Source organism: Streptomyces sp. ICC1 (assembly GCF_003287935.1).
GTDB classification, from domain to species: domain Bacteria; phylum Actinomycetota; class Actinomycetes; order Streptomycetales; family Streptomycetaceae; genus Streptomyces; species Streptomyces tritrimontium.
This window is the reverse complement of record NZ_CP030287.1, coordinates 2444398-2461421: the sequence shown is the minus strand read 5'-3', so window position 1 is coordinate 2461421 and position 17024 is coordinate 2444398. Positions and strand designations below refer to the sequence as shown.

Here is a 17024-nt window from a genome sequence, read left to right as displayed (position 1 = left end):
ACCCACCAGCCTTGGATAGTTGAACTATCTTGCTGTCGTGGACCAGCTGATCACCGAAGACCCGACCCGTATCGGCCCGTACCGCCTGATCGCCCGGCTGGGCGCCGGCGGAATGGGCCTGGTCTACCTCGGCCGCTCCGAGGGTGGGCGCACCGTGGCCGTGAAGGTGGTGCAAGCCGAGTACGCCGGCAACCCGGACTTCCGCAAGCGGTTCGCCCGTGAAGTGGCCGCCGCCCGGCGGGTGGGCGGGAGTTGGACGGCGGCCGTGCTCGACGCCGACCCCGAGGCCGCCGTGCCCTGGGTGGCGACCCAGTACATCCCGGGGCCCGACCTGCACGCCGTGGTCGCCAAGGACTTCGGGCCGCTGCCCGAGTACTCGGTCCACACCCTCGCCAACCGCCTCGCCCTCGCCCTGCAGGCCGTGCACGAGGCGGGTCTGATCCACCGTGACCTCAAGCCGTCCAACGTGCTCGTCACCGTCGACGGACCCCGCGTCATCGACTTCGGCATCGCCCGGGCGATGGACAGCCTCGCCGGGGACAGCCTGCTCACCAACACCGGCATGCTGATCGGCTCTCCCGGCTTCATGTCGCCGGAACAGGTCCGCGGCCTCGAACTCACACCCGCCAGCGACGTCTTCTGCCTCGGCGCCGTCCTCGTCTACGCCGCCACCGGACGCCTGCTGTTCGGCGCCGCGGACACCGGCCTCAACGCCCACCTCTTCCGCGTGGCCGAGGAGGAGGCGGACCTGACCGGCGTGCCGGAGGAGCTCCTCGACCTCGTGCGCGCCTGCCTGCACAAGGACCCGGCCAGGCGCCCCACGCCCCGGCAGGTGGCCGAGCGCACGGCGACGGACCGGGCCGCGGAATGGCTGCCGGGCGCCGTCCTGGCACAACTCGGACGCCACGCGGCGCTGTTGCTGGACTACGCCCCCGCGATGCCCGCCGAAACCCCGGCCGCGCGGCCGGACCCCCGCGTCGCGCCCGCGCAGCCCCAGCACCAGCCCCAGCCCCGGCTGCAGCCGACGCCGCCACCGCCCGAGTACGCGCCGACCGAGGCCCCCCTGCAGGACTCCGGGTCCCCGTATCCCGGGCGTTGGCGGGGCCTGGCGGTGGCCGCCGTGGTGCAGCTGATGGTCGTGCTCTCCGCGACGGTCTCCGGCATGGGGCTGTCCTCCGTCCAGCACGACCTCGGCCTCGCCAGCGGCGACCTGGGCCCGCTGTTCAACCTCTACTGGCTCGTCTTCGGCGCGCTGCTGCTGCTCGGCGGGCACGTCACGGACCTGGTGGGGCGCAGGCGGGCCCTGATCATCGGCCTGGCCGGGTTCGCCGCGGTCTCCGTACTCGGCGGCGCGGCCGCCGGGCCCGGCATGCTGCTCTGGGCCCGTGTCCTGCAGGGTGTCTTCGCCGCGCTGCTGACACCGGCGGCGCTCTCCCTGCTGGTCGCCGGCTTCACCGACCCCAAGGAACGCGGCAGGGCCTTCGGGGTCTACGCCACGATCGCGGGCGGCGGTGCGGCCCTCGGGCTGCTCGCCGGCGGCTTCCTCATCGACGCCCTGAACTGGCGCTGGTGCCTGTACCTGGCCGTCCCCCTCGCGGTGATCGCCCTGCTGCTCACGCTCTCCCTGCCGCGCGAGCTCCCGGGCCGGACCGGCGCCCGCCTCGACCTGCTCGGCACGTGCCTCGGCTCAGCCGCACTCGCGGCCCTGCTCTACGGCTTCCTCGAAGCCGGCTCGCGCGGCTGGGCGAACGTCCTGGTGCCGGTCGTGCTCGTGGCCGGCGGCCTCCTGCTCGGCGCTTTCCTGTGGTGGCAGAGCAGGGCGGCCGAGCCGCTCCTCGCGCCGTACGTCTTCGGGGACCGCAACCGCCTCGGCTGCCTCCTCGCCATGCTCCTGGCCGGGATCGGATTCATCATCCTGTCCACGGCCACGACCTTCCACATGACGCAGGTCATCGGGTACGGATCCGCCACGGCCGGGCTGCTCCTCCTGCCCGTGGTCGCCGCGGTCGCCATCGGCTCCGCCGTCTCCGCCCTGCTGCTGCACCGCGCCGCGCCGCAGATCCTGATCGCCGCGGGACTGGTGCTCACCGCCGGCGGGCTGCTGCTCCTGACCGGCCTCGAAGCCGGTGACGCCTACCAGGTGAAGGTGCTGCCCGGCATGCTCCTCACCGGCGTCGGCATCGGTCTGGCCTTCGTGCCGATCTTCGCCACCGCGACCGCCGCCGTCGTCCCGCGGCACGCCGGTGCGGCCTCCGCGGCCGTCGTCACGGCCCAGCAGCTGGGCGAGGCGGTCGGCGCCATGCTGCTCGGCGTCGCCATGGAGTCGCTCCGCCGCACCGAGGCGTCGGAGTCGGTCACCGAGATGATCTGGGGCGGCTACACCACCGCCCTGTGGTGGGCGTTCGGAGCCGTGCTGCTCGGGGGTCTGATCGGCGGGCTGATGGTCACCTCCGCGATGCCGCGGGGCGCCGTACGGCAGGCCGCCCCGGCGCCCTGGTAGGCCTGCCGTCCACGCCGCCGGGCCGGGGGCCCGGCGGCCGGTGCCCGCTACCGCCTGGTGTGGACGAGCGCGAAGACCGCGCCCTCCGGGTCCGCCACCGTGGCCAGCCGGCCGCTGAGGCCCTCGCGCGGCGGGGTGATGATCCGGCCGCCGAGCCGTTCGACCCGGTCGGCGGCCGCATCGGTGTCCTCGACCTCGAAGTACGTCATCCAGTGCGGCCCCCGGTCGTGCGGCAGGGCCCGGCCGACCCCGTGCACGGCGGCCACCGGCCGGCCCTCCAGGAACAGCGTGAGGTGGTCGAAGTCGTCGGAGGCGTCCGCGTGCGCCCTGGCCTCGTGGCCGAAGACGTGCTCGTAGAACTTGCCGACCGTCGAGGCGTCCTGCGTGACCAGCTCGTTCCACACCGGGATGCCCGATGTCCCGGCCGACCAGGTGCCGAGGTGGGCGCCCGCCTGCCAGAGTCCGAAGATCGCGCCCAGCGGGTCCGAGCAGATGGCCACCCGACCGGCCGCTCCGGCGTCCAGCGGCCCCACCGCGACCGTGCCGCCGCAGGAGCGGATCGATTCGGCTGTCGCGTCGGCGTCGTCCGTGGCGAGGTACGTCGTCCACGCCACCGGCAGGTGCTGGTCCGGCGGCAGCTCGCCGATGCCGGCCACCTCCCGCCCGTCGAGCATGGCCCGGACGTACGGGCCCAGCTGCTCGGGGCCGGGCTCGTACTCCCAGCCGAACAGGTCGGCGTAGAACTCCTCGGTGCTTCCGAGGCTGTGCACCATCAGGCTCGCCCAGCACGGCGTGCCGGGCGTGCGCCGCGTTGCTTCCGATGCCTCGGTCATGTCAGCCGTCTCCTCCGTGATCACGCGTGAGGGTTTCCCAAAGTGATGCTTCCACCCCGAGGGGCTCGGCGCGCCCCGACCGGCCGGGTTCGGGGGCACGCCTGGAGAGATGACCGAATCAGTGCGGCCCGTCGATGTCCGGCTTGTTACACGGGGTGCGTGGCGGGGAGCAAAATGGCCCGCATGACTGCGAACGCCACCCCTTCCCCGGTCCTCTCGGCCGCCGCTCTGCAGACCGAACTGGCCGGCCCCCGGCCGCCGGTCCTCCTGGACATCCGCTGGCAGCTCGGCGGCCCGAACCAGCGGCCCGCGTACGAGGCGGGGCACCTGCCGGGCGCCGTCTACGTCGACCTCGACGCGGAACTCGCTGGCCCGGCGGGGTCGGGGGGCCGCCATCCGCTCCCCGACCCGGAGGCGTTCGGCGCGGTGATGCGGCGGGCCGGCGTCTCGGCGGGGGCGCCCGTGGTCGTGTACGACGGCGGCCAGGGCTGGGCGGCGGCGCGGGCGTGGTGGCTGTTGCGCTGGACGGGTCACGCGGACGTACGGGTCCTGGACGGGGGACTGGCCGCGTGGACGGCCGGGGGCGGCCCCCTCTCGGCGGACGCCACCCCTGCACAGGAGGGTGATTTCAAGCCAAATCCCGGTGCGGTCGGGCTCCTGGACGCGGACGGGGCGGCGGCGCTGGCCCGGACGGGGGTCCTGCTGGACGCGCGGGCGGGGGAGCGCTACCGGGGCGAGGTGGAACCCATCGACCGCGTCGGCGGACACATCCCGGGCGCGCTGTCGGCCCCGACCACGGAAAACACGGGCCCGGACGGCCTGCTGCGGGCGCCGGACACCCTGCGGGAGCGCTTCGCGGCGCTCGGCGTGCGCGCGGACGGCCCGGCTCCGGTCGGCGTGTACTGCGGCTCGGGCGTCTCCGGGGCCCACGAGGTCCTGGCCCTGGAGACGGCGGGCATCCCGGCGGCCCTGTACGCGGGCAGCTGGTCGGAGTGGTCCTCGGACCCGGCGCGCGAGGTTGCCGTGGGCGACCTGCCCGGATAGGCCCGAGAGGGCCCGGGCTCGCCCGCGGCCGGCCCCCGCGCGGCGTGACGCGTCGCGCGGGGCCCGGCCCGGGGCCTACTCCTGCTTCTTGCGGCGGGTGCCGAAGACGATCTCGTCCCAGCTCGGGACGGCCGCGCGGCGGCCGGGGCGGACGCCGTCGGCCTCCGCCTGGCGGTCGGTCGTACCCGTCAGGCGGTCGCGGTGGCCCGCCACCGTACGGGGCATCAGCACGTCCGCGTACGCGGAGCCCGCACCGGTCGAGGCCGACGCGGCAGGCGGCTCCGCCGCCTCCGGCTCCTCCACCGGCTCCGGGACCACCAGATCGCCGCGGAAGCTCGGCACCGCCTCCAGCAGGGCCGTCAGGGTGTCCCGCTCTTCCTCGGCCTCCGGCTCCGGCGGCGGGGCGGGCGCGACCGGGCGTTCCATCTGCCGGTCGAGCGCGCGGTCCAGCGGCCGGTCGCGCGGCAGCCGCGCGATCCTCGGCACGAAGGGGAAGCTCGGCTCCGGCGTCGCCGGCAGGTCGTCCGACTCGCCGATCAGGGAGCGGGCCTCGTCGTCCACGGCCACGACCAGCCGGCGCGGCGGGTCGTAGGTCCAGCTCGCCGAGTGCGGTTCGCCCGCGACCCGGTAGACGAGGAGGACCTCCCAAGTGCCGTCGTCGCGGCGCCAGGAGTCCCACTGGACGGATTCCTTCTCGGCCCCGCGCAGCGTGAGCCGTTCCTGCACGGCCTCGCCGAGCTGGGGTCCGGTGTTCTCGCCGGGCCGGCGTACGGGGGTCTTGCGGGCCCGCTCGGCCATGAACGCGCGCTCGGCGAGCACGGGGCCCTCGAAGCGGCGTACGCGGTCGACGGGGATGCCGGCCATCTGGGCGACCTCCTCAGCGGAGGCACCGGCCCGTATGCGGGCCTGGATGTCGCGGGGGCGGAGGTGGCTCTCCACCTCGATCTCGATCTGGTTCAGGCGCGCACGGTCATTGCGCACGGCGGCCCGGAGACGCTCGTCGATCGGAAGCGTGTACTCCGTGCTGTCCGCAGCCTTGAGCACCAGTCGTGTGCCGTCATTGGAGACGGCCACGACACGCAGTTCGGGCATGGGGACCTCCCGGGTGGTGCCTGCCGACGTCACGTGCGTCGCTGCTTCCGCTAGTCGAGTGTGGCCTGCCCGGGTGCAGCCTGCCACTACCTTGCCGAGTTAAACCGGCGTGTCGGGCATGCGCCCTTGATCGCTGTTATGGCACGGTTACCTGTTGGGTACGCACAGTGACCGAACGATTACTGTGCGCAGCAGGAGCCGTGCAATACCGCGGCATCACCGGTCTCGAGTGCCGTTTCTCCATCAGCCGGCCCCCTCTCCCGGGTCCGGACATCCGTAAGGAAGGACGGCCCCAGGGCTCGCCACAGTACTCCATTCGGGCCACCTGGGTGGACCGCCGCGCCGCCGAACTTGTCTCGGACGGCGGGAGTTGGGCTGCCCTGAAAGGGGTCCGCGTCCGGCCGGACCTGGGGGCACGTCCGTTTTCGGGTGTCCTGCTTCACAGAATCTCCGGAAATGGAACTATCCGTTTCGCTCATGTGTCAGTAACTGAAGGAAGTGGCGAAACGCGAGAGGCAGGACACGCAGGGGATGGCGATGGGTCAGAAGACTGAGCCGGACATCGAGCTGGGGCCGCCCGGGGAGAAGAAGAAGCTCGATCTGAGCGCGACTCAGGTCGCGGCTTCCTCCCTGGCCACCGTCGCGGCCGCCCTGCTCGCCTCGCAGATGGGGGTCTACGGGACCATCCTCGGCGCCGGCGTCGTGAGCGTGGTCGCCACCGCCGGCGGGCCCGTCATCCAGCACTTCTTCCGGCGCACCGGCGACCAGCTGCGCGAGAGCGCCCGCCCGAAGAGCCGTCAGGTGCCGGTGCAGGGGGCCCTGGAGGAGCGGGCGCCCGACGGGACGATGATGCTGTGCCAGGTCGCGCCCCCGCCCCCGGCGGGCCTCGACGAGGAGTTCGGCGAGGCCACCGTGCACGGCAGCCGCACCCGCGGGTGGAAGCGCACGGCCGTGGCCTCGGCCGCCGCCTTCGCCCTCGCGATCGGCGGGATCGCCGCCTACGAGGCGGTCTCCGGGAACGCCGTCAGCAGCGGGGACAAGACCGTCTGGGGCGGTACGGCCCAGAACACCGGCAGCGGCAGGCAGACCCCCGAGGACGGGTTCGGCCCCGGGGACAAGGGCAAGGACGGGAAGGCCCCTCGGACCGGGGACTCCCCGAGCCCCTCGCACCCGAGCGGCAGCCCGAGCCCCTCGCCCGACCCCTTGGCGATCAGGCCTTCCTGGAGGCCGACGAGCGCGGTGGCGTGCGTCAGGTTGGGGAAGTAGCCGATGCGGACCTCGGAGGCCGAGAGCTTCTTGCCGCCGGCGGCGACCTCCTTGGCGGGAGCGTCGTCCTTCTTCGCGTCGGAACCGTAGCCGCACGAGGCGAGCGCGCCGATCAGGAGCGGGAGGGCGGCGGCGACGACGCCGCGGCGCAGGCCGTTACGGGAAAGCGCGGAACGCGGGGTACCGGTGGCAGGCACGGGAGGACTTCCTCTCGAAGCACCGTGAGGTCACGGCGCAGGTCTTCGTCTCTGGAGCAAGGGCAGGTACGGCTCGTGGGGGGTGTGGGCGCGCGAGCGGTGCGCGTACGTCATCACGCACATCGCCCCACGCCTCCCTGGCCGCTGCCGAGGGCGCCGCTGCCCACTCGGCCGCCCTCCTTCGCGAAGGTGGAGTAGATGTCGGCAAGCATGATCAGAAGTCCCACCCTTCCTCATCGGCCTGGATGGTGGTCTCGGCCTTGGAGGCGAAGGACTCGCCGACCATGCCGGCCGCCAGCGTCGTGCCGTCCGCCGGGTCGATCAGCAGGAAGGAACCGGTGCGGCGCGAGTCGGCGTACGAGTCGAGCGCGAGCGGCTCGGCGGTGCGCACGACGACCCGGCCGATGTCGTTGGCCACCAGCTGACCGGGGTTCGGGTGCTGGGACAGGTCGTCCAGGGTCAGCCGCGAGGGGATCTCCTTGACGATCGCCTTGACCGTGCGCGTCGTGTGCTTGATCAGCACCCGGGCGCCGACGGCCAGCGGCTGGTCCGCCACGTGGCAGACCGTCGCCTCGACGTCCTGCGTGGTGGCCGGGGCGCTCGCGGACGGGGCGATCAGGTCGCCGCGCGAGATGTCGATGTCGTCCTTCAGACGCACCGTCACCGACTGCGGGGCCCAGGCGATGTCCACGCTCTCGCCGAGCGCGTCGATGCCCTCGATGACCGAGGTGCGCCCCGACGGCAGGACCGTGACGGGCTCGCCGACGCGCAGTACGCCGGAGGCGATCTGGCCGGCGTAGCCGCGGTAGTCCGGGTGCGCGGCCGTCTGCGGACGGATCACGTACTGCACCGGGAAGCGCGCCGGGCAGGCGGTGAGGTCGTGGCTGACCGGGACGGTCTCCAGGTGCTCCAGCACCGTGGGGCCGCCGTACCAGTCCATGTGCGCGGAGGGCTCCACGACGTTGTCGCCGGCCAGGGCCGAGATCGGGATCGCGGTGATCTCCGGGACGCCGAGGTCCGAGGCGTACGCGGTGAACTCCTCGGCGATCGCCGCGAAGACGGCCTCCTGGTAGTCCACCAGGTCCATCTTGTTGACGGCCAGGACCACGTGCGGGACGCGCAGCAGCGCGGCGACGGCCGCGTGCCGGCGGGTCTGCTCGATCACGCCGTTGCGGGCGTCGACCAGGACCACGGCCAGGTCGGCGGTGGAGGCGCCGGTGACCATGTTCCGGGTGTACTGCACGTGCCCCGGGGTGTCGGCGAGGATGAACCGGCGCCGGGCGGTGGCGAAGTAGCGGTACGCGACGTCGATGGTGATGCCCTGCTCCCGCTCGGCCCGCAGGCCGTCGGTGAGCAGCGCGAGGTCGGGGGTGTCCTGACCGCGCTGGGCGGACACGGCCTCGACGGCCTCCAGCTGGTCGGTGAGGATCGACTTGGAGTCGTGCAGGAGGCGCCCGACGAGCGTGGATTTGCCGTCGTCGACGGAACCGGCGGTCGCGAAGCGCAGCAGCGTGGTCGCCGACAGATCGGCGAACTGCTCGGTGGTGGAGGTCATGGTTAGAAGTACCCTTCGCGCTTGCGGTCTTCCATCGCGGCCTCGGACATCTTGTCGTCGGCGCGGGTCGCGCCCCGCTCGGTGAGCCGGGAGGCGGCGATCTCGGTGATCACGGCGTCCAGCGTGGTGGCGTCGGAGTCGACGGCACCGGTGCAGGACATGTCACCGACGGTGCGGTAGCGGATCAGGCGGGTCTCGGTGGTCTCGTCGCCCTTGGCGCCGCCCCACTCGCCGGCCGTCAGCCACATGCCGTTGCGCTTGAAGACCTCGCGCTCGTGGGCGAAGTAGATCTCCGGCAGTTCGATCTTCTCGCGGGCGATGTACTGCCACACGTCCAGCTCGGTCCAGTTGGACAGCGGGAAGACGCGCACGTGCTCGCCGGGCGCGTGGCGGCCGTTGTAGAGCTGCCACAGCTCGGGGCGCTGGCGGCGCGGGTCCCACTGGGAGAACTCGTCGCGCAGGGAGAAGACGCGCTCCTTGGCGCGGGCCTTCTCCTCGTCGCGGCGGCCGCCGCCGAAGACGGCGTCGAACTTGAGGCTCTGGATCGCCTCGGTCAGCGGGACGGTCTGCAGCGGGTTGCGGACGCCGTCGGGGCGCTCGCGGAGCTTGCCGGCGTCGATGTACTCCTGGACGGAGGCCACGTGCAGGCGCAGGCCGTGCTTGGCGACCGCGCGGTCGCGGTAGTCCAGGACCTCGGGGAAGTTGTGGCCGGTGTCCACGTGCAGCAGGGTGAACGGCACCGGCGCGGGCGCGAACGCCTTCAGCGCCAGGTGCAGCATGACGATCGAGTCCTTGCCGCCGGAGAAGAGGATCACCGGCTTCTCGAACTCGCCCGCGACCTCGCGGAAGATGTGCACGGCCTCCGACTCGAGGGCGTCGAGGTGCGACAGCGCGTAGGGCGCGTCCGTCCCTTCGTGGACGTGTGCGACGGTGGCGGTCATGCCAGACCCCTCTCGGTGAGCAGCGCGTGCAGTGCCGAAGCCGACTCCTGTACGGACTGCGTGTGCGACTCGATACGCAGGTCCGGGGAGCCCGGCGCCTCGTACGGGTCGTCGACCCCGGTCAGACCGGAGATCTCGCCTGCCGCCTGCTTGGCGTACAGGCCCTTCACGTCGCGCTCGGAGCAGACCTCGACCGGGGTGGCCACGTGGACCTCCAGGTACGCGGTGCCCTCGGCGGCGTGCCGCTTGCGAACGGCCTCACGGCTGTCCGCGAACGGTGCGATCACCGGGACGAGCGCCTTGACGCCGTTGGACGCGAGGAGTTCGGCGACGAAGCCGATCCGCTGCACGTTGGTGTGCCGGTCCTCGCGGCTGAAACCGAGACCGGCGGAGAGGAACTCCCGGATCTCGTCGCCGTCGAGGACCTCCACGCGGTGGCCCTCGGCGCGCAGCCGCTCGGCCAGCGCGTAGGCGATGGTGGTCTTGCCCGCGCTCGGCAGCCCGGTCAGCCACACCGTGGCGCCCTGGTCGCTCACGCTCATCTGGTTCGTCTCCGTCGGTTCTGTGCGTTCGGTGCGTTCTGTGCGTGCGGTGGTCGCGCTGGTGGCCGTCATCAGCCGTGCAGTCCGCACTCGGTCTTGCCGAGCCCCGCCCAGCGGCCGGCGCGGGCGTCCTCGCCCTCCGCCACCCGGCGGGTGCAGGGGGCGCAGCCGACGGAGGGGTAACCGTCCATCAGCAGCGGGTTGGTGAGGACGCCGTGCTCCAGCACGTACGCGTCCACGTCGTCCTGGGTCCAGCGGGCGATCGGGGAGACCTTGACCTTCCGCCGCTTCTCGTCCCAGCCGACCACCGGGGTGTTGGCCCGGGTCGGGGACTCGTCGCGGCGCAAGCCCGTCGCCCAGGCGCGGTAGGCGGTCAGGCCCTCTTCCAGGGGCTTGACCTTGCGCAGCGCGCAGCACAGGTCGGGGTCGCGGTCGTGCAGCTTCGGGCCGTACTCGGCGTCCTGTTCGGCGACGCTCTGGCGCGGGGTGAGCGTGATGACGTTGACGTCCATCACGGCCTCGACCGCGTCGCGGGTGCCGATGGTCTCCTCGAAGTGGTAGCCCGTGTCGAGGAAGACCACGTCCACGCCGGGGAAGGCGCGGGAGGCGAGGTGGGCGACGACCGCGTCCTCCATGGAGGAGGTCACGGCGAACTCCTTGCCGAAGGTCTCGGCCGCCCAGGTGAGGATCTCCAGGGGGGAGGCGTCCTCGAGGTCCCGGCCCGCCTGCTCGGCCAGCACCTTGAGATCGGCGTCCCGGGTGTTGAGACCGGCGGTCTGAAGCGTGGTCATATCTCGTCCCCTCCAGCGGTGTTCGACGACACGCCCCGGGCCAGCAGCCCGAGGTACTTCAGCTGGAAGGCTCGATTGCAGGCCCTGCATTCCCAGGCGCCGTGGCCTGTTTCGTTCGGGAACAGGTCCTCGTCGCCGCAGTACGGGCAGTAGAACGGTGCGGCGCGCTCGCTCACGACAGGTCCTCGTCCTTCGCACGGGTCGCCCAGGCGGCGAAGCGCTCGCCGTCCCCACGCTGCTCCTGGAAGCGCGTGACGACCCGCTCGACGTAGTCGGGCAGACCGGCCGAGGTGACCTTGAGGCCGCGGACCTTGCGGCCGAAACCGGCCTCCAGGCCGAGCGCGCCGCCCAGGTGGACCTGGTAGCCCTCGACCTGGTTGCCCTCGTCGTCCAGGACCAGCTGGCCCTTGAGACCGATGTCCGCCACCTGGATGCGGGCGCAGGCGTTGGGGCAGCCGTTGATGTTGATGGTGAGCGGCTCGGCGAACTCCGGCAGGCGTCGCTCCAGCTCGTCGATCAGCGAGGCGCCGCGCGCCTTCGTCTCGACGATGGCCAGCTTGCAGAACTCGATGCCGGTGCAGGCCATCGTGCCGCGGCGGAACGGGGACGGCTTGACCCGCAGGTCCAGCGCCTCCAGGGCCGCGACGACCGAGTCGACCTTGTCGGCCTCGACGTCGAGCACGATCATCTTCTGCTCGGCGGTGGTGCGCAGCCGGCCGGAGCCGTGCCGCTCGGCCACGTCCGCGATCTTGGTCAGGGTGGCGCCGTCGACGCGGCCCACGCGGGGCGCGAAGCCGACGTAGAACTTGCCGTCCTGCTGCTGGTGGACGCCGACGTGGTCGCGCCACTGGCCGCTGGGCTGCGCGGGTGCCGGGCCGTCGGTCAGCTTGCGCTTCAGGTACTCGTCCTCCAGGACCTGGCGGAACTTGGCCGGGCCCCAGTCGGCGACGAGGAACTTCAGGCGGGCGCGGGTGCGCAGCCGGCGGTAGCCGTAGTCGCGGAAGATCGAGATGACGCCCTCGTAGATGTCCGGCACCTCGTCGAGCGAGACCCAGGTGCCGAGGCGCACACCCAGCTTGGGGTTGGTGGAGAGGCCGCCGCCGACCCAGACGTCGAAGCCGGGGCCGTGCTCGGGGTGCTCGACGCCCACGAAGGCGATGTCGTTGATCTCGTGCGCCACGTCGAGCAGCGGCGAGCCGGAGATCGCGGACTTGAACTTGCGGGGCAGGTTCGAGAAGGCCGGGTTGCCCACGATGCGGCGGTAGATCTCGTCGATGGCGGGGGTGCCGTCGATGATCTCGTCCAGCGCGATGCCGGCCACGGGCGAGCCGAGGATGACGCGGGGCGTGTCACCGCAGGCCTCGGTGGTCGAGAGGCCGACGGCCTCCAGACGGCGCCAGATCTCCGGGACGTCCTCGATGCGGATCCAGTGGTACTGCACGTTCTGCCGGTCCGTGAGGTCGGCGGTGCCGCGCGCGAACTCCTGGGAGATCTCGCCGATGACGCGCAGCTGCTCGGTGGTCAGCCGGCCGCCGTCGATGCGCACGCGCAGCATGAAGTACTTGTCGTCCAGCTCCTCCGGCTCCAGGATCGCGGTCTTGCCGCCGTCGATCCCGGGCTTGCGCTGGGTGTAGAGGCCCCACCAGCGCATACGGCCGCGCAGGTCGTTGGGGTCGATCGAGTCGAAGCCCGCCTTGGAGTAGATGTTCTCGATGCGCGTCCGCACATTGAGACCGTCGTCGTCCTTCTTGAACTGCTCGTTGCCGTTGAGGGGCGTGTGGTGTCCGACGGCCCACTGGCCCTCACCGCGGTGACGGCCGGTCTTGCGGCGCGCGGCAGCGGCAGCGGGTGCGGCGGCTGCGGGCGTTTCGGGGGTGGCGGCCATGACGGTACGTCCTTCTTCAACGGCTCAAGGCAAGGGCAGGGGGGAGTGGCGGCGGGACCCCTGGCACGGAGCAGGTGTGGCTGATTCGCCGCCTTTTTGGGGCGACTGTCGGCCTACAGGGGACTGCGGTGGTGGCTGACTGCGGGCGGTGTGGTCGCGTCCGCGGCAACGATGGTGCGGTGCGTCAGCGCGCCGGACAGATGGCGCTGGACATGCGGCCGAGGTCGACGTGCCGCCGACTCACCAAGGCAATTCCAGCTCCGTTCATGGCGGAAGCGTGGCATGTGGCGATTGGAGGAGTCCACTACTGTCCACTATGCGGACGAAGTCGTCTCGGATCATGAGATTCCCGTGACGGGGGTCACCTCGTGGGCCCCCGAGGCCCCCCCCGCCCCACGGGGCCGCGGGCCCATCCGGCCCGCTCCCGTGGGGCCGGTAGGGCTCCCGCGACTCCCGCGACTCCCGCGGGGCCGGTGCGGCTCCCGCGGCTACGCGCCGGGCCAGGGGCCGGGGGTCGGGGAGGTCTCCTTCTGCTCGGACTCCTCCTTGAAGACCTTGAGCCCGCGCCGGAGGTAGTTGTCCATCGCCGTCGGGCCGTCCTGGCTGCACGTGTGCAGCCAGACGCGCCGGGTCGCGGGCAGCTCCGGCCAGCGCTCGGCCAGCGACCAGGCCCGCTCGATGCCCACCGTCAGCAGGTGGCCGCCGATGCGCCGGCCCCGGAAATCGGGGAGGAGGCCGAAGTACATGATCTCCACCACACCGTCCGGCTGCGGATCGAACTCCACGTAGCCCGCCGGCGTGCCCCGGTCGTACGCCACCCACGTCTCCACCCCGGGACGGCCCAGCTGCTCCACCCACTGGGCGCGGGTCAGCGCCAGCCGGTCCGTCCAGTGGATGTCGCCGCCCACCGAGGCGTAGAGGAAGCGGCTGAACTCCGGCGAGGGCACCTCCGAGCGCGCGATCCGGATCTCCGGGCCGGGGACGGCCGCCGGGACGAGATCGGCCTGCGAGGTCATTTCCAGGGACCAGGTGGTCAGTGTGATGGTGCTCATGCAAGCCAGGGAATCACACGCCCCGGCCGCCGCCGGGATCCGTCCGGGGTTCGGTCCGGGGTTCGGTCCGGCCCAGCCGGGCCCCGACCACCGCCGGGGCCGTGGAGTGGGGCAGCAGGGCGGCCGGGTCCGCGGGGCGCACCAGCTCGACCTCCACGTCCTGCGCGAAGCGGTACGGGCGGTGGGCCAGGACCCCCGCGAGGTTGCGGCGCATGCGGGACATCTCCGCGCGGACCGTCACCGTGCGGGTCGCGTCGCCGAAGAGCTCGAGGGCGAGCTCGGCGGCGGAGCGCCCCTTCGGCGACTCGGCCAGCAGGAACAGCAGCTCCGCGTGGCGCGGGGTGAGCTCCTGAGACCAGCTGCCCGCGGGCCCGGAGACGGTCGCCAGCCAGGCCCCGGGCCGGCTGAGGTCCAGGACGACGCGGGTGGCCGCCCCGGCGCCGGTACGGGCCTCGGCGACGCTCAGCAGCCAGCCGCCCGGCAGCGGCTCCACCAGGCAGTCGCCCAGCTGCGGCACCCACACCCGGCCCGGGCCGAAGGACTTGGGCAGCGGGATCCGCTCCGCCGGCGCGAGCCCCGTGACGGCCGCCGTCCAGCCGTGGGCGTCGACGGCCAGGGCCCGCCCGGGCAGCCGGGCCAGCAGCGGGGCGGCCACGGAGCGCAGCCGCTCCAGGGACTCCAGGTGGCGCACCCGCAGCTCCCGCTCCGCGAGCCGGGCCACCGAGCTCACCCACGCCAGGGTCGCCGGGTGCATGGTGGCCAGCGGCCCGCTGACGTCGATGACGCCGAGCAGCTGCCCGTCGCGGGGGTCCCGTACGGGGGCTCCGGCGCAGGTCCAGGCGTGGTGGCTGGAGACGAAGTGCTCCGCCGAGAACACCTGGACCGGTCTGCGGGCCACCAGGGCGGTGCCCACCCCGTTCGTGCCGACCACGGCCTCGTCCCAGTCGGCGCCGACCGCGAAGCCGAGCCGGTCCGCCTTGCGCAGGATCGAGGCGTGGCCCTCCCGCCACAGCAGCCGGCCGTCCGCGTCGGCGACGACCATGATGTGCAGGGCCTCGTCCAGCGAGGGCAGCAGCCCTTCGCGCAGGACGGGCAGCAGGTCCCGTAGCGGAGAGGTCTGGCGCCGCTCCTCGGTCTCGGCGGCGGACAGCATCCGGGAGCGGGTGTCGCGGTCCGGGTGGACCCCGCCCGCCAGCATCCGGCGCCAGGACTCGGCGATCTCCGGGCGCGGGGCGGCCGGCGGCCGGTCCCCGGCGAGCGCGGCGGCCCGTACCCCCTTGAGCAGACGCGCGGCATCCCGTGCGTCCATGGCCGAGATGCGTGCCACATCGACCGCACTGCCTGTGGTGTGGGCCACCGGAACCTCCCCGTGTGGAACAGCCCTACGACGGATACCGCCCGGGAGCGACCCGGTGCGCGCCGCTTCCGTGGCGCGCCCGGCACGCCCGGTGGGCGGTTCCGATTCAAAGGTTGCAACGTCATGCAACTCTCGCCAAGTCCCGGTCGCACGATCGAAACTGTGCGGACGCCGCCGAGCGGCGTGACAGCTCCTTCCTCGGGGCTTTCGGACCAGGGGCGGTGCCGAGTCGGCGCGGCGCCTTCCCTGGTCCAGGTCAACGGGCCCGGATCTCGGCCCGCAGTGCTCCTCGGAGGGTTGGGGCCCTCCGCTAGCCCGCGATCCGGGCCCGTTCCACCACCGATCCCAGGTCCAGGCTGTGCGGCAGCGTGCCGAAGGCCGCGCCCCAGTCGCCGCCCAGCCGCGAGGCGCAGAAGGCGTCGGCCACCTCCGGCGGGGCCCAGCGCACCAGCAGGGATCCCTGCAGCACCAGGGCCATCCGCTCCACGACCCGGCGGGCCCGCGCCTCGATGCCCTCCAGGTCCGCGAGCTCCGTCAGCAGCCCCTTGATGGCCGAATCCAGCCGGTGGTCGGCGCCGCGCGCCAGGCCGACCTCCTGGAGGAACGCGTTCAGCGCCTGGGGCTCGCGCTGGAGCGCGCGCAGGACGTCCAGCGCCTGTACGTTGCCCGAGCCCTCCCAGATGGAGTTCAGCGGGGACTCGCGCAGCAGCCTGGGCAGCCCGGACTCTTCGACGTAGCCGTTTCCGCCCAGGCACTCCAGCGCCTCCGCCACCATCGGCGTACAGCGCTTGGTCACCCAGTACTTCGCGGCGGGCACCGCCAGGCGCAGGAAGGCCCGCTCCTGGTCGGTGTCGGCGTCGTAGGCGGCCGCGAGGCGCAGGGCGAGGGTGGTGGCGGCCTCCGACTCCAGGGCGAGGTCCGCGAGCACGTTGCGCATCAGCGGCTGCTCGATGAGCGGTGCTCCGAAAGCAGAGCGGTGCTCCGTGTGGTGAGCGGCCTGCGTCAGCGCCTGCCGCATCAGCGAGGCCGAGCCGATCACGCAGTCCAGCCGGGTCGCCGCGACCATCTCGATGATGGTCCGCACCCCCCGGCCCTCCTCGCCCACCCGCCGCGCCCACGTCCCGTCGAACTCCACCTCGCTCGACGCGTTCGACCGGTTCCCCAGCTTGTCCTTCAGCCGCTGGATCCCGAACACGTTGCGCGTCCCGTCCGGCAGCACCCGCGGCACCAGGAAGCAGGTCAGCCCCCCGGGCGCTTGCGCCAGCACCAGGAACCCGTCGCACATCGGCGCCGAGCAGAACCACTTGTGGCCCGTCAGCAGGTACTCGCCCGAAGCGTCGAGCGGCACCGCCGCCGTCGTGTTCGCCCGTACGTCGCTGCCGCCCTGCTTCTCCGTCATCCCCATGCCGAAGAGCACCCCGGCCTTCTGCCCGGCCGGCCGCAGCCCCTCCTCGTACACGTGCGAGGTCAGCAGCGGCTCCCATTCGGCGGCGAGCACCGGATCGGTCCGCAGCGCCGGCACCGCCGCGTGCGTCATCGAGACCGGGCAGCCGTGCCCCGCCTCCGCCTGCGACCACACGAAGAACCCGGCCGCGCGCCGCAGATGGCCCGCCGGCCGCCCCCAGGCGTCGGTGAGCCCGGCGCCCACCGCGTGCCCGAGCAGCCGGTGCCACGACGGGTGGAACTCCACCTCGTCGATCCGGTTCCCGTACCGGTCGTGCGTCCGCAGTTTCGGCGGGTTCTCGTTCGCCTGCGTCCCCCACTCCTGTGCCTGCCGGGACCCGGCCGCGCGCCCCAGGTCCGTGAGCTCTTCCCTGACCTCCGCGACCAGTTCGGGCGCCGCGTCCGCGAGATGCCGCTCCACGCCCTCGCTCAGGACCCGGTCGCTGCCGTAGACGTCGTGGCCCACGAGGAGCGGGGCCTGGTTGGTGACTGTGTGGGTGGTGGCTGCCATGCCGATACCGTAAGG

At 72.8% G+C, this 17024-nt stretch carries 15 protein-coding genes and 1 pseudogene; 3 read left to right on the top strand and 13 right to left on the bottom strand.

The window, feature by feature from the left end:
• Positions 1-37: 37 nt before the first annotated feature.
• The gene (locus tag DRB96_RS11680; RefSeq protein ID WP_112448393.1) at positions 38-2500 is read left to right on the top strand and encodes an MDR family MFS transporter; all 2463 of its coding nucleotides are present in this window, start codon (positions 38-40) and stop codon (positions 2498-2500) included.
• A 47-nt stretch (positions 2501-2547) separates the two neighbouring features.
• Here the strand turns inward: DRB96_RS11680 and DRB96_RS11675 are convergent, their stop codons facing one another.
• Positions 2548-3333, bottom strand: coding sequence for a VOC family protein (locus DRB96_RS11675; protein ID WP_112453349.1), 786 nt, complete (start codon positions 3331-3333; stop codon positions 2548-2550).
• A gap of 183 nt (positions 3334-3516) precedes the next feature.
• Between DRB96_RS11675 and DRB96_RS11670 the strand changes: the two genes are divergently transcribed.
• Positions 3517-4377, top strand: a complete 861-nt coding sequence (locus DRB96_RS11670) for a sulfurtransferase (protein WP_112453348.1) — start codon at positions 3517-3519, stop codon at positions 4375-4377.
• Between the two features lie 75 nt (positions 4378-4452).
• Here DRB96_RS11670 and sepH read toward each other — a convergent pair whose 3' ends face one another.
• Entirely contained in the window at positions 4453-5469 is a 1017-nt protein-coding gene (sepH, locus tag DRB96_RS11665) for a septation protein SepH (protein ID WP_112453347.1), read from the bottom strand.
• 537 nt (positions 5470-6006) lie between these two features.
• On the opposite strand from sepH, the gene DRB96_RS42840 reads away from it, so the two are divergent.
• Positions 6007-6735, top strand: a complete 729-nt coding sequence (locus DRB96_RS42840; protein WP_162689031.1) for a hypothetical protein — start codon at positions 6007-6009, stop codon at positions 6733-6735.
• On the opposite strand, the pseudogene DRB96_RS44475 reads toward DRB96_RS42840, so the two are convergent.
• From DRB96_RS44475 to DRB96_RS11615, 11 genes and pseudogenes are all read right to left on the bottom strand, one after another.
• Positions 6672-6887, bottom strand: a pseudogene (locus DRB96_RS44475) (sulfate ABC transporter substrate-binding protein); the annotation flags it as partial. The gene DRB96_RS42840 and the pseudogene DRB96_RS44475 overlap by 64 nt on opposite strands.
• A gap of 259 nt (positions 6888-7146) precedes the next feature.
• Positions 7147-8487, bottom strand: coding sequence for a GTP-binding protein (locus tag DRB96_RS11655; RefSeq protein ID WP_112448391.1), 1341 nt, complete (start codon positions 8485-8487; stop codon positions 7147-7149).
• 2 nt (positions 8488-8489) lie between these two features.
• Positions 8490-9428: a sulfate adenylyltransferase subunit CysD gene (gene cysD, locus DRB96_RS11650; RefSeq protein WP_112448389.1), complete on the bottom strand. Its 939-nt coding sequence runs from the start codon at positions 9426-9428 to the stop codon at positions 8490-8492.
• Complete coding sequence (cysC, locus tag DRB96_RS11645) at positions 9425-9970, bottom strand: adenylyl-sulfate kinase (protein ID WP_112453346.1); 546 nt, start codon at positions 9968-9970, stop codon at positions 9425-9427. The genes cysD and cysC overlap by 4 nt, the downstream gene beginning before the upstream one ends.
• Before the next feature lie 71 nt (positions 9971-10041).
• A complete protein-coding gene (locus tag DRB96_RS11640) occupies positions 10042-10761 on the bottom strand; it encodes a phosphoadenylyl-sulfate reductase (RefSeq protein WP_112448388.1) in 720 nt (239 codons plus the stop codon).
• Positions 10758-10937: a hypothetical protein gene (locus tag DRB96_RS11635; RefSeq protein WP_112448387.1), complete on the bottom strand. Its 180-nt coding sequence runs from the start codon at positions 10935-10937 to the stop codon at positions 10758-10760. Before DRB96_RS11635 ends, DRB96_RS11640 begins: the two co-directional genes overlap by 4 nt.
• Positions 10934-12646: a nitrite/sulfite reductase gene (locus DRB96_RS11630; protein WP_112448385.1), complete on the bottom strand. Its 1713-nt coding sequence runs from the start codon at positions 12644-12646 to the stop codon at positions 10934-10936. Before DRB96_RS11630 ends, DRB96_RS11635 begins: the two co-directional genes overlap by 4 nt.
• A gap of 184 nt (positions 12647-12830) precedes the next feature.
• Positions 12831-12914 carry a putative leader peptide gene (locus DRB96_RS46245; protein WP_312847410.1) on the bottom strand — a complete coding sequence of 28 codons (84 nt, stop codon included), beginning with the start codon at positions 12912-12914 and terminating at the stop codon, positions 12831-12833.
• Positions 12915-13134: 220 nt separating this feature from the next.
• Positions 13135-13698 (bottom strand): GNAT family N-acetyltransferase, encoded by a 564-nt coding sequence (locus tag DRB96_RS11625; protein WP_112448384.1) that lies wholly within the window; start codon positions 13696-13698, stop codon positions 13135-13137.
• 13 nt (positions 13699-13711) lie between these two features.
• Complete coding sequence (locus DRB96_RS11620; protein ID WP_112453345.1) at positions 13712-15007, bottom strand: GAF domain-containing protein; 1296 nt, start codon at positions 15005-15007, stop codon at positions 13712-13714.
• A 358-nt stretch (positions 15008-15365) separates the two neighbouring features.
• The gene (locus DRB96_RS11615; protein WP_112448383.1) at positions 15366-17009 is read right to left on the bottom strand and encodes an acyl-CoA dehydrogenase family protein; all 1644 of its coding nucleotides are present in this window, start codon (positions 17007-17009) and stop codon (positions 15366-15368) included.
• Between the last annotated feature and the right edge of the window lie 15 nt (positions 17010-17024).

Bases quoted from the DNA above. Each gene is read 5' to 3' on its own strand.
- DRB96_RS11615 (WP_112448383.1), bottom strand. From the start codon at position 17,009: ATGGCAGCCACCACCCACACAGTCACCAACCAGGCCCCGCTCCTCGTG.
- cysC (WP_112453346.1), bottom strand. From the start codon at position 9,970: ATGAGCGTGAGCGACCAGGGCGCCACGGTGTGGCTGACCGGGCTGCCG.
- DRB96_RS11625 (WP_112448384.1), bottom strand. From the start codon at position 13,698: ATGAGCACCATCACACTGACCACCTGGTCCCTGGAAATGACCTCGCAG.
- DRB96_RS11655 (WP_112448391.1), bottom strand. From the start codon at position 8,487: ATGACCTCCACCACCGAGCAGTTCGCCGATCTGTCGGCGACCACGCTG.
- DRB96_RS11620 (WP_112453345.1), bottom strand. From the start codon at position 15,007: ATGGACGCACGGGATGCCGCGCGTCTGCTCAAGGGGGTACGGGCCGCC.
- DRB96_RS42840 (WP_162689031.1), top strand. From the start codon at position 6,007: ATGGGTCAGAAGACTGAGCCGGACATCGAGCTGGGGCCGCCCGGGGAG.
- DRB96_RS11630 (WP_112448385.1), bottom strand. From the start codon at position 12,646: ATGGCCGCCACCCCCGAAACGCCCGCAGCCGCCGCACCCGCTGCCGCT.
- DRB96_RS11640 (WP_112448388.1), bottom strand. From the start codon at position 10,761: ATGACCACGCTTCAGACCGCCGGTCTCAACACCCGGGACGCCGATCTC.
- cysD (WP_112448389.1), bottom strand. From the start codon at position 9,428: ATGACCGCCACCGTCGCACACGTCCACGAAGGGACGGACGCGCCCTAC.
- DRB96_RS11675 (WP_112453349.1), bottom strand. From the start codon at position 3,333: ATGACCGAGGCATCGGAAGCAACGCGGCGCACGCCCGGCACGCCGTGC.
- DRB96_RS11670 (WP_112453348.1), top strand. From the start codon at position 3,517: ATGACTGCGAACGCCACCCCTTCCCCGGTCCTCTCGGCCGCCGCTCTG.
- sepH (WP_112453347.1), bottom strand. From the start codon at position 5,469: ATGCCCGAACTGCGTGTCGTGGCCGTCTCCAATGACGGCACACGACTG.
- DRB96_RS46245 (WP_312847410.1), bottom strand. From the start codon at position 12,914: ATGAACGGAGCTGGAATTGCCTTGGTGAGTCGGCGGCACGTCGACCTC.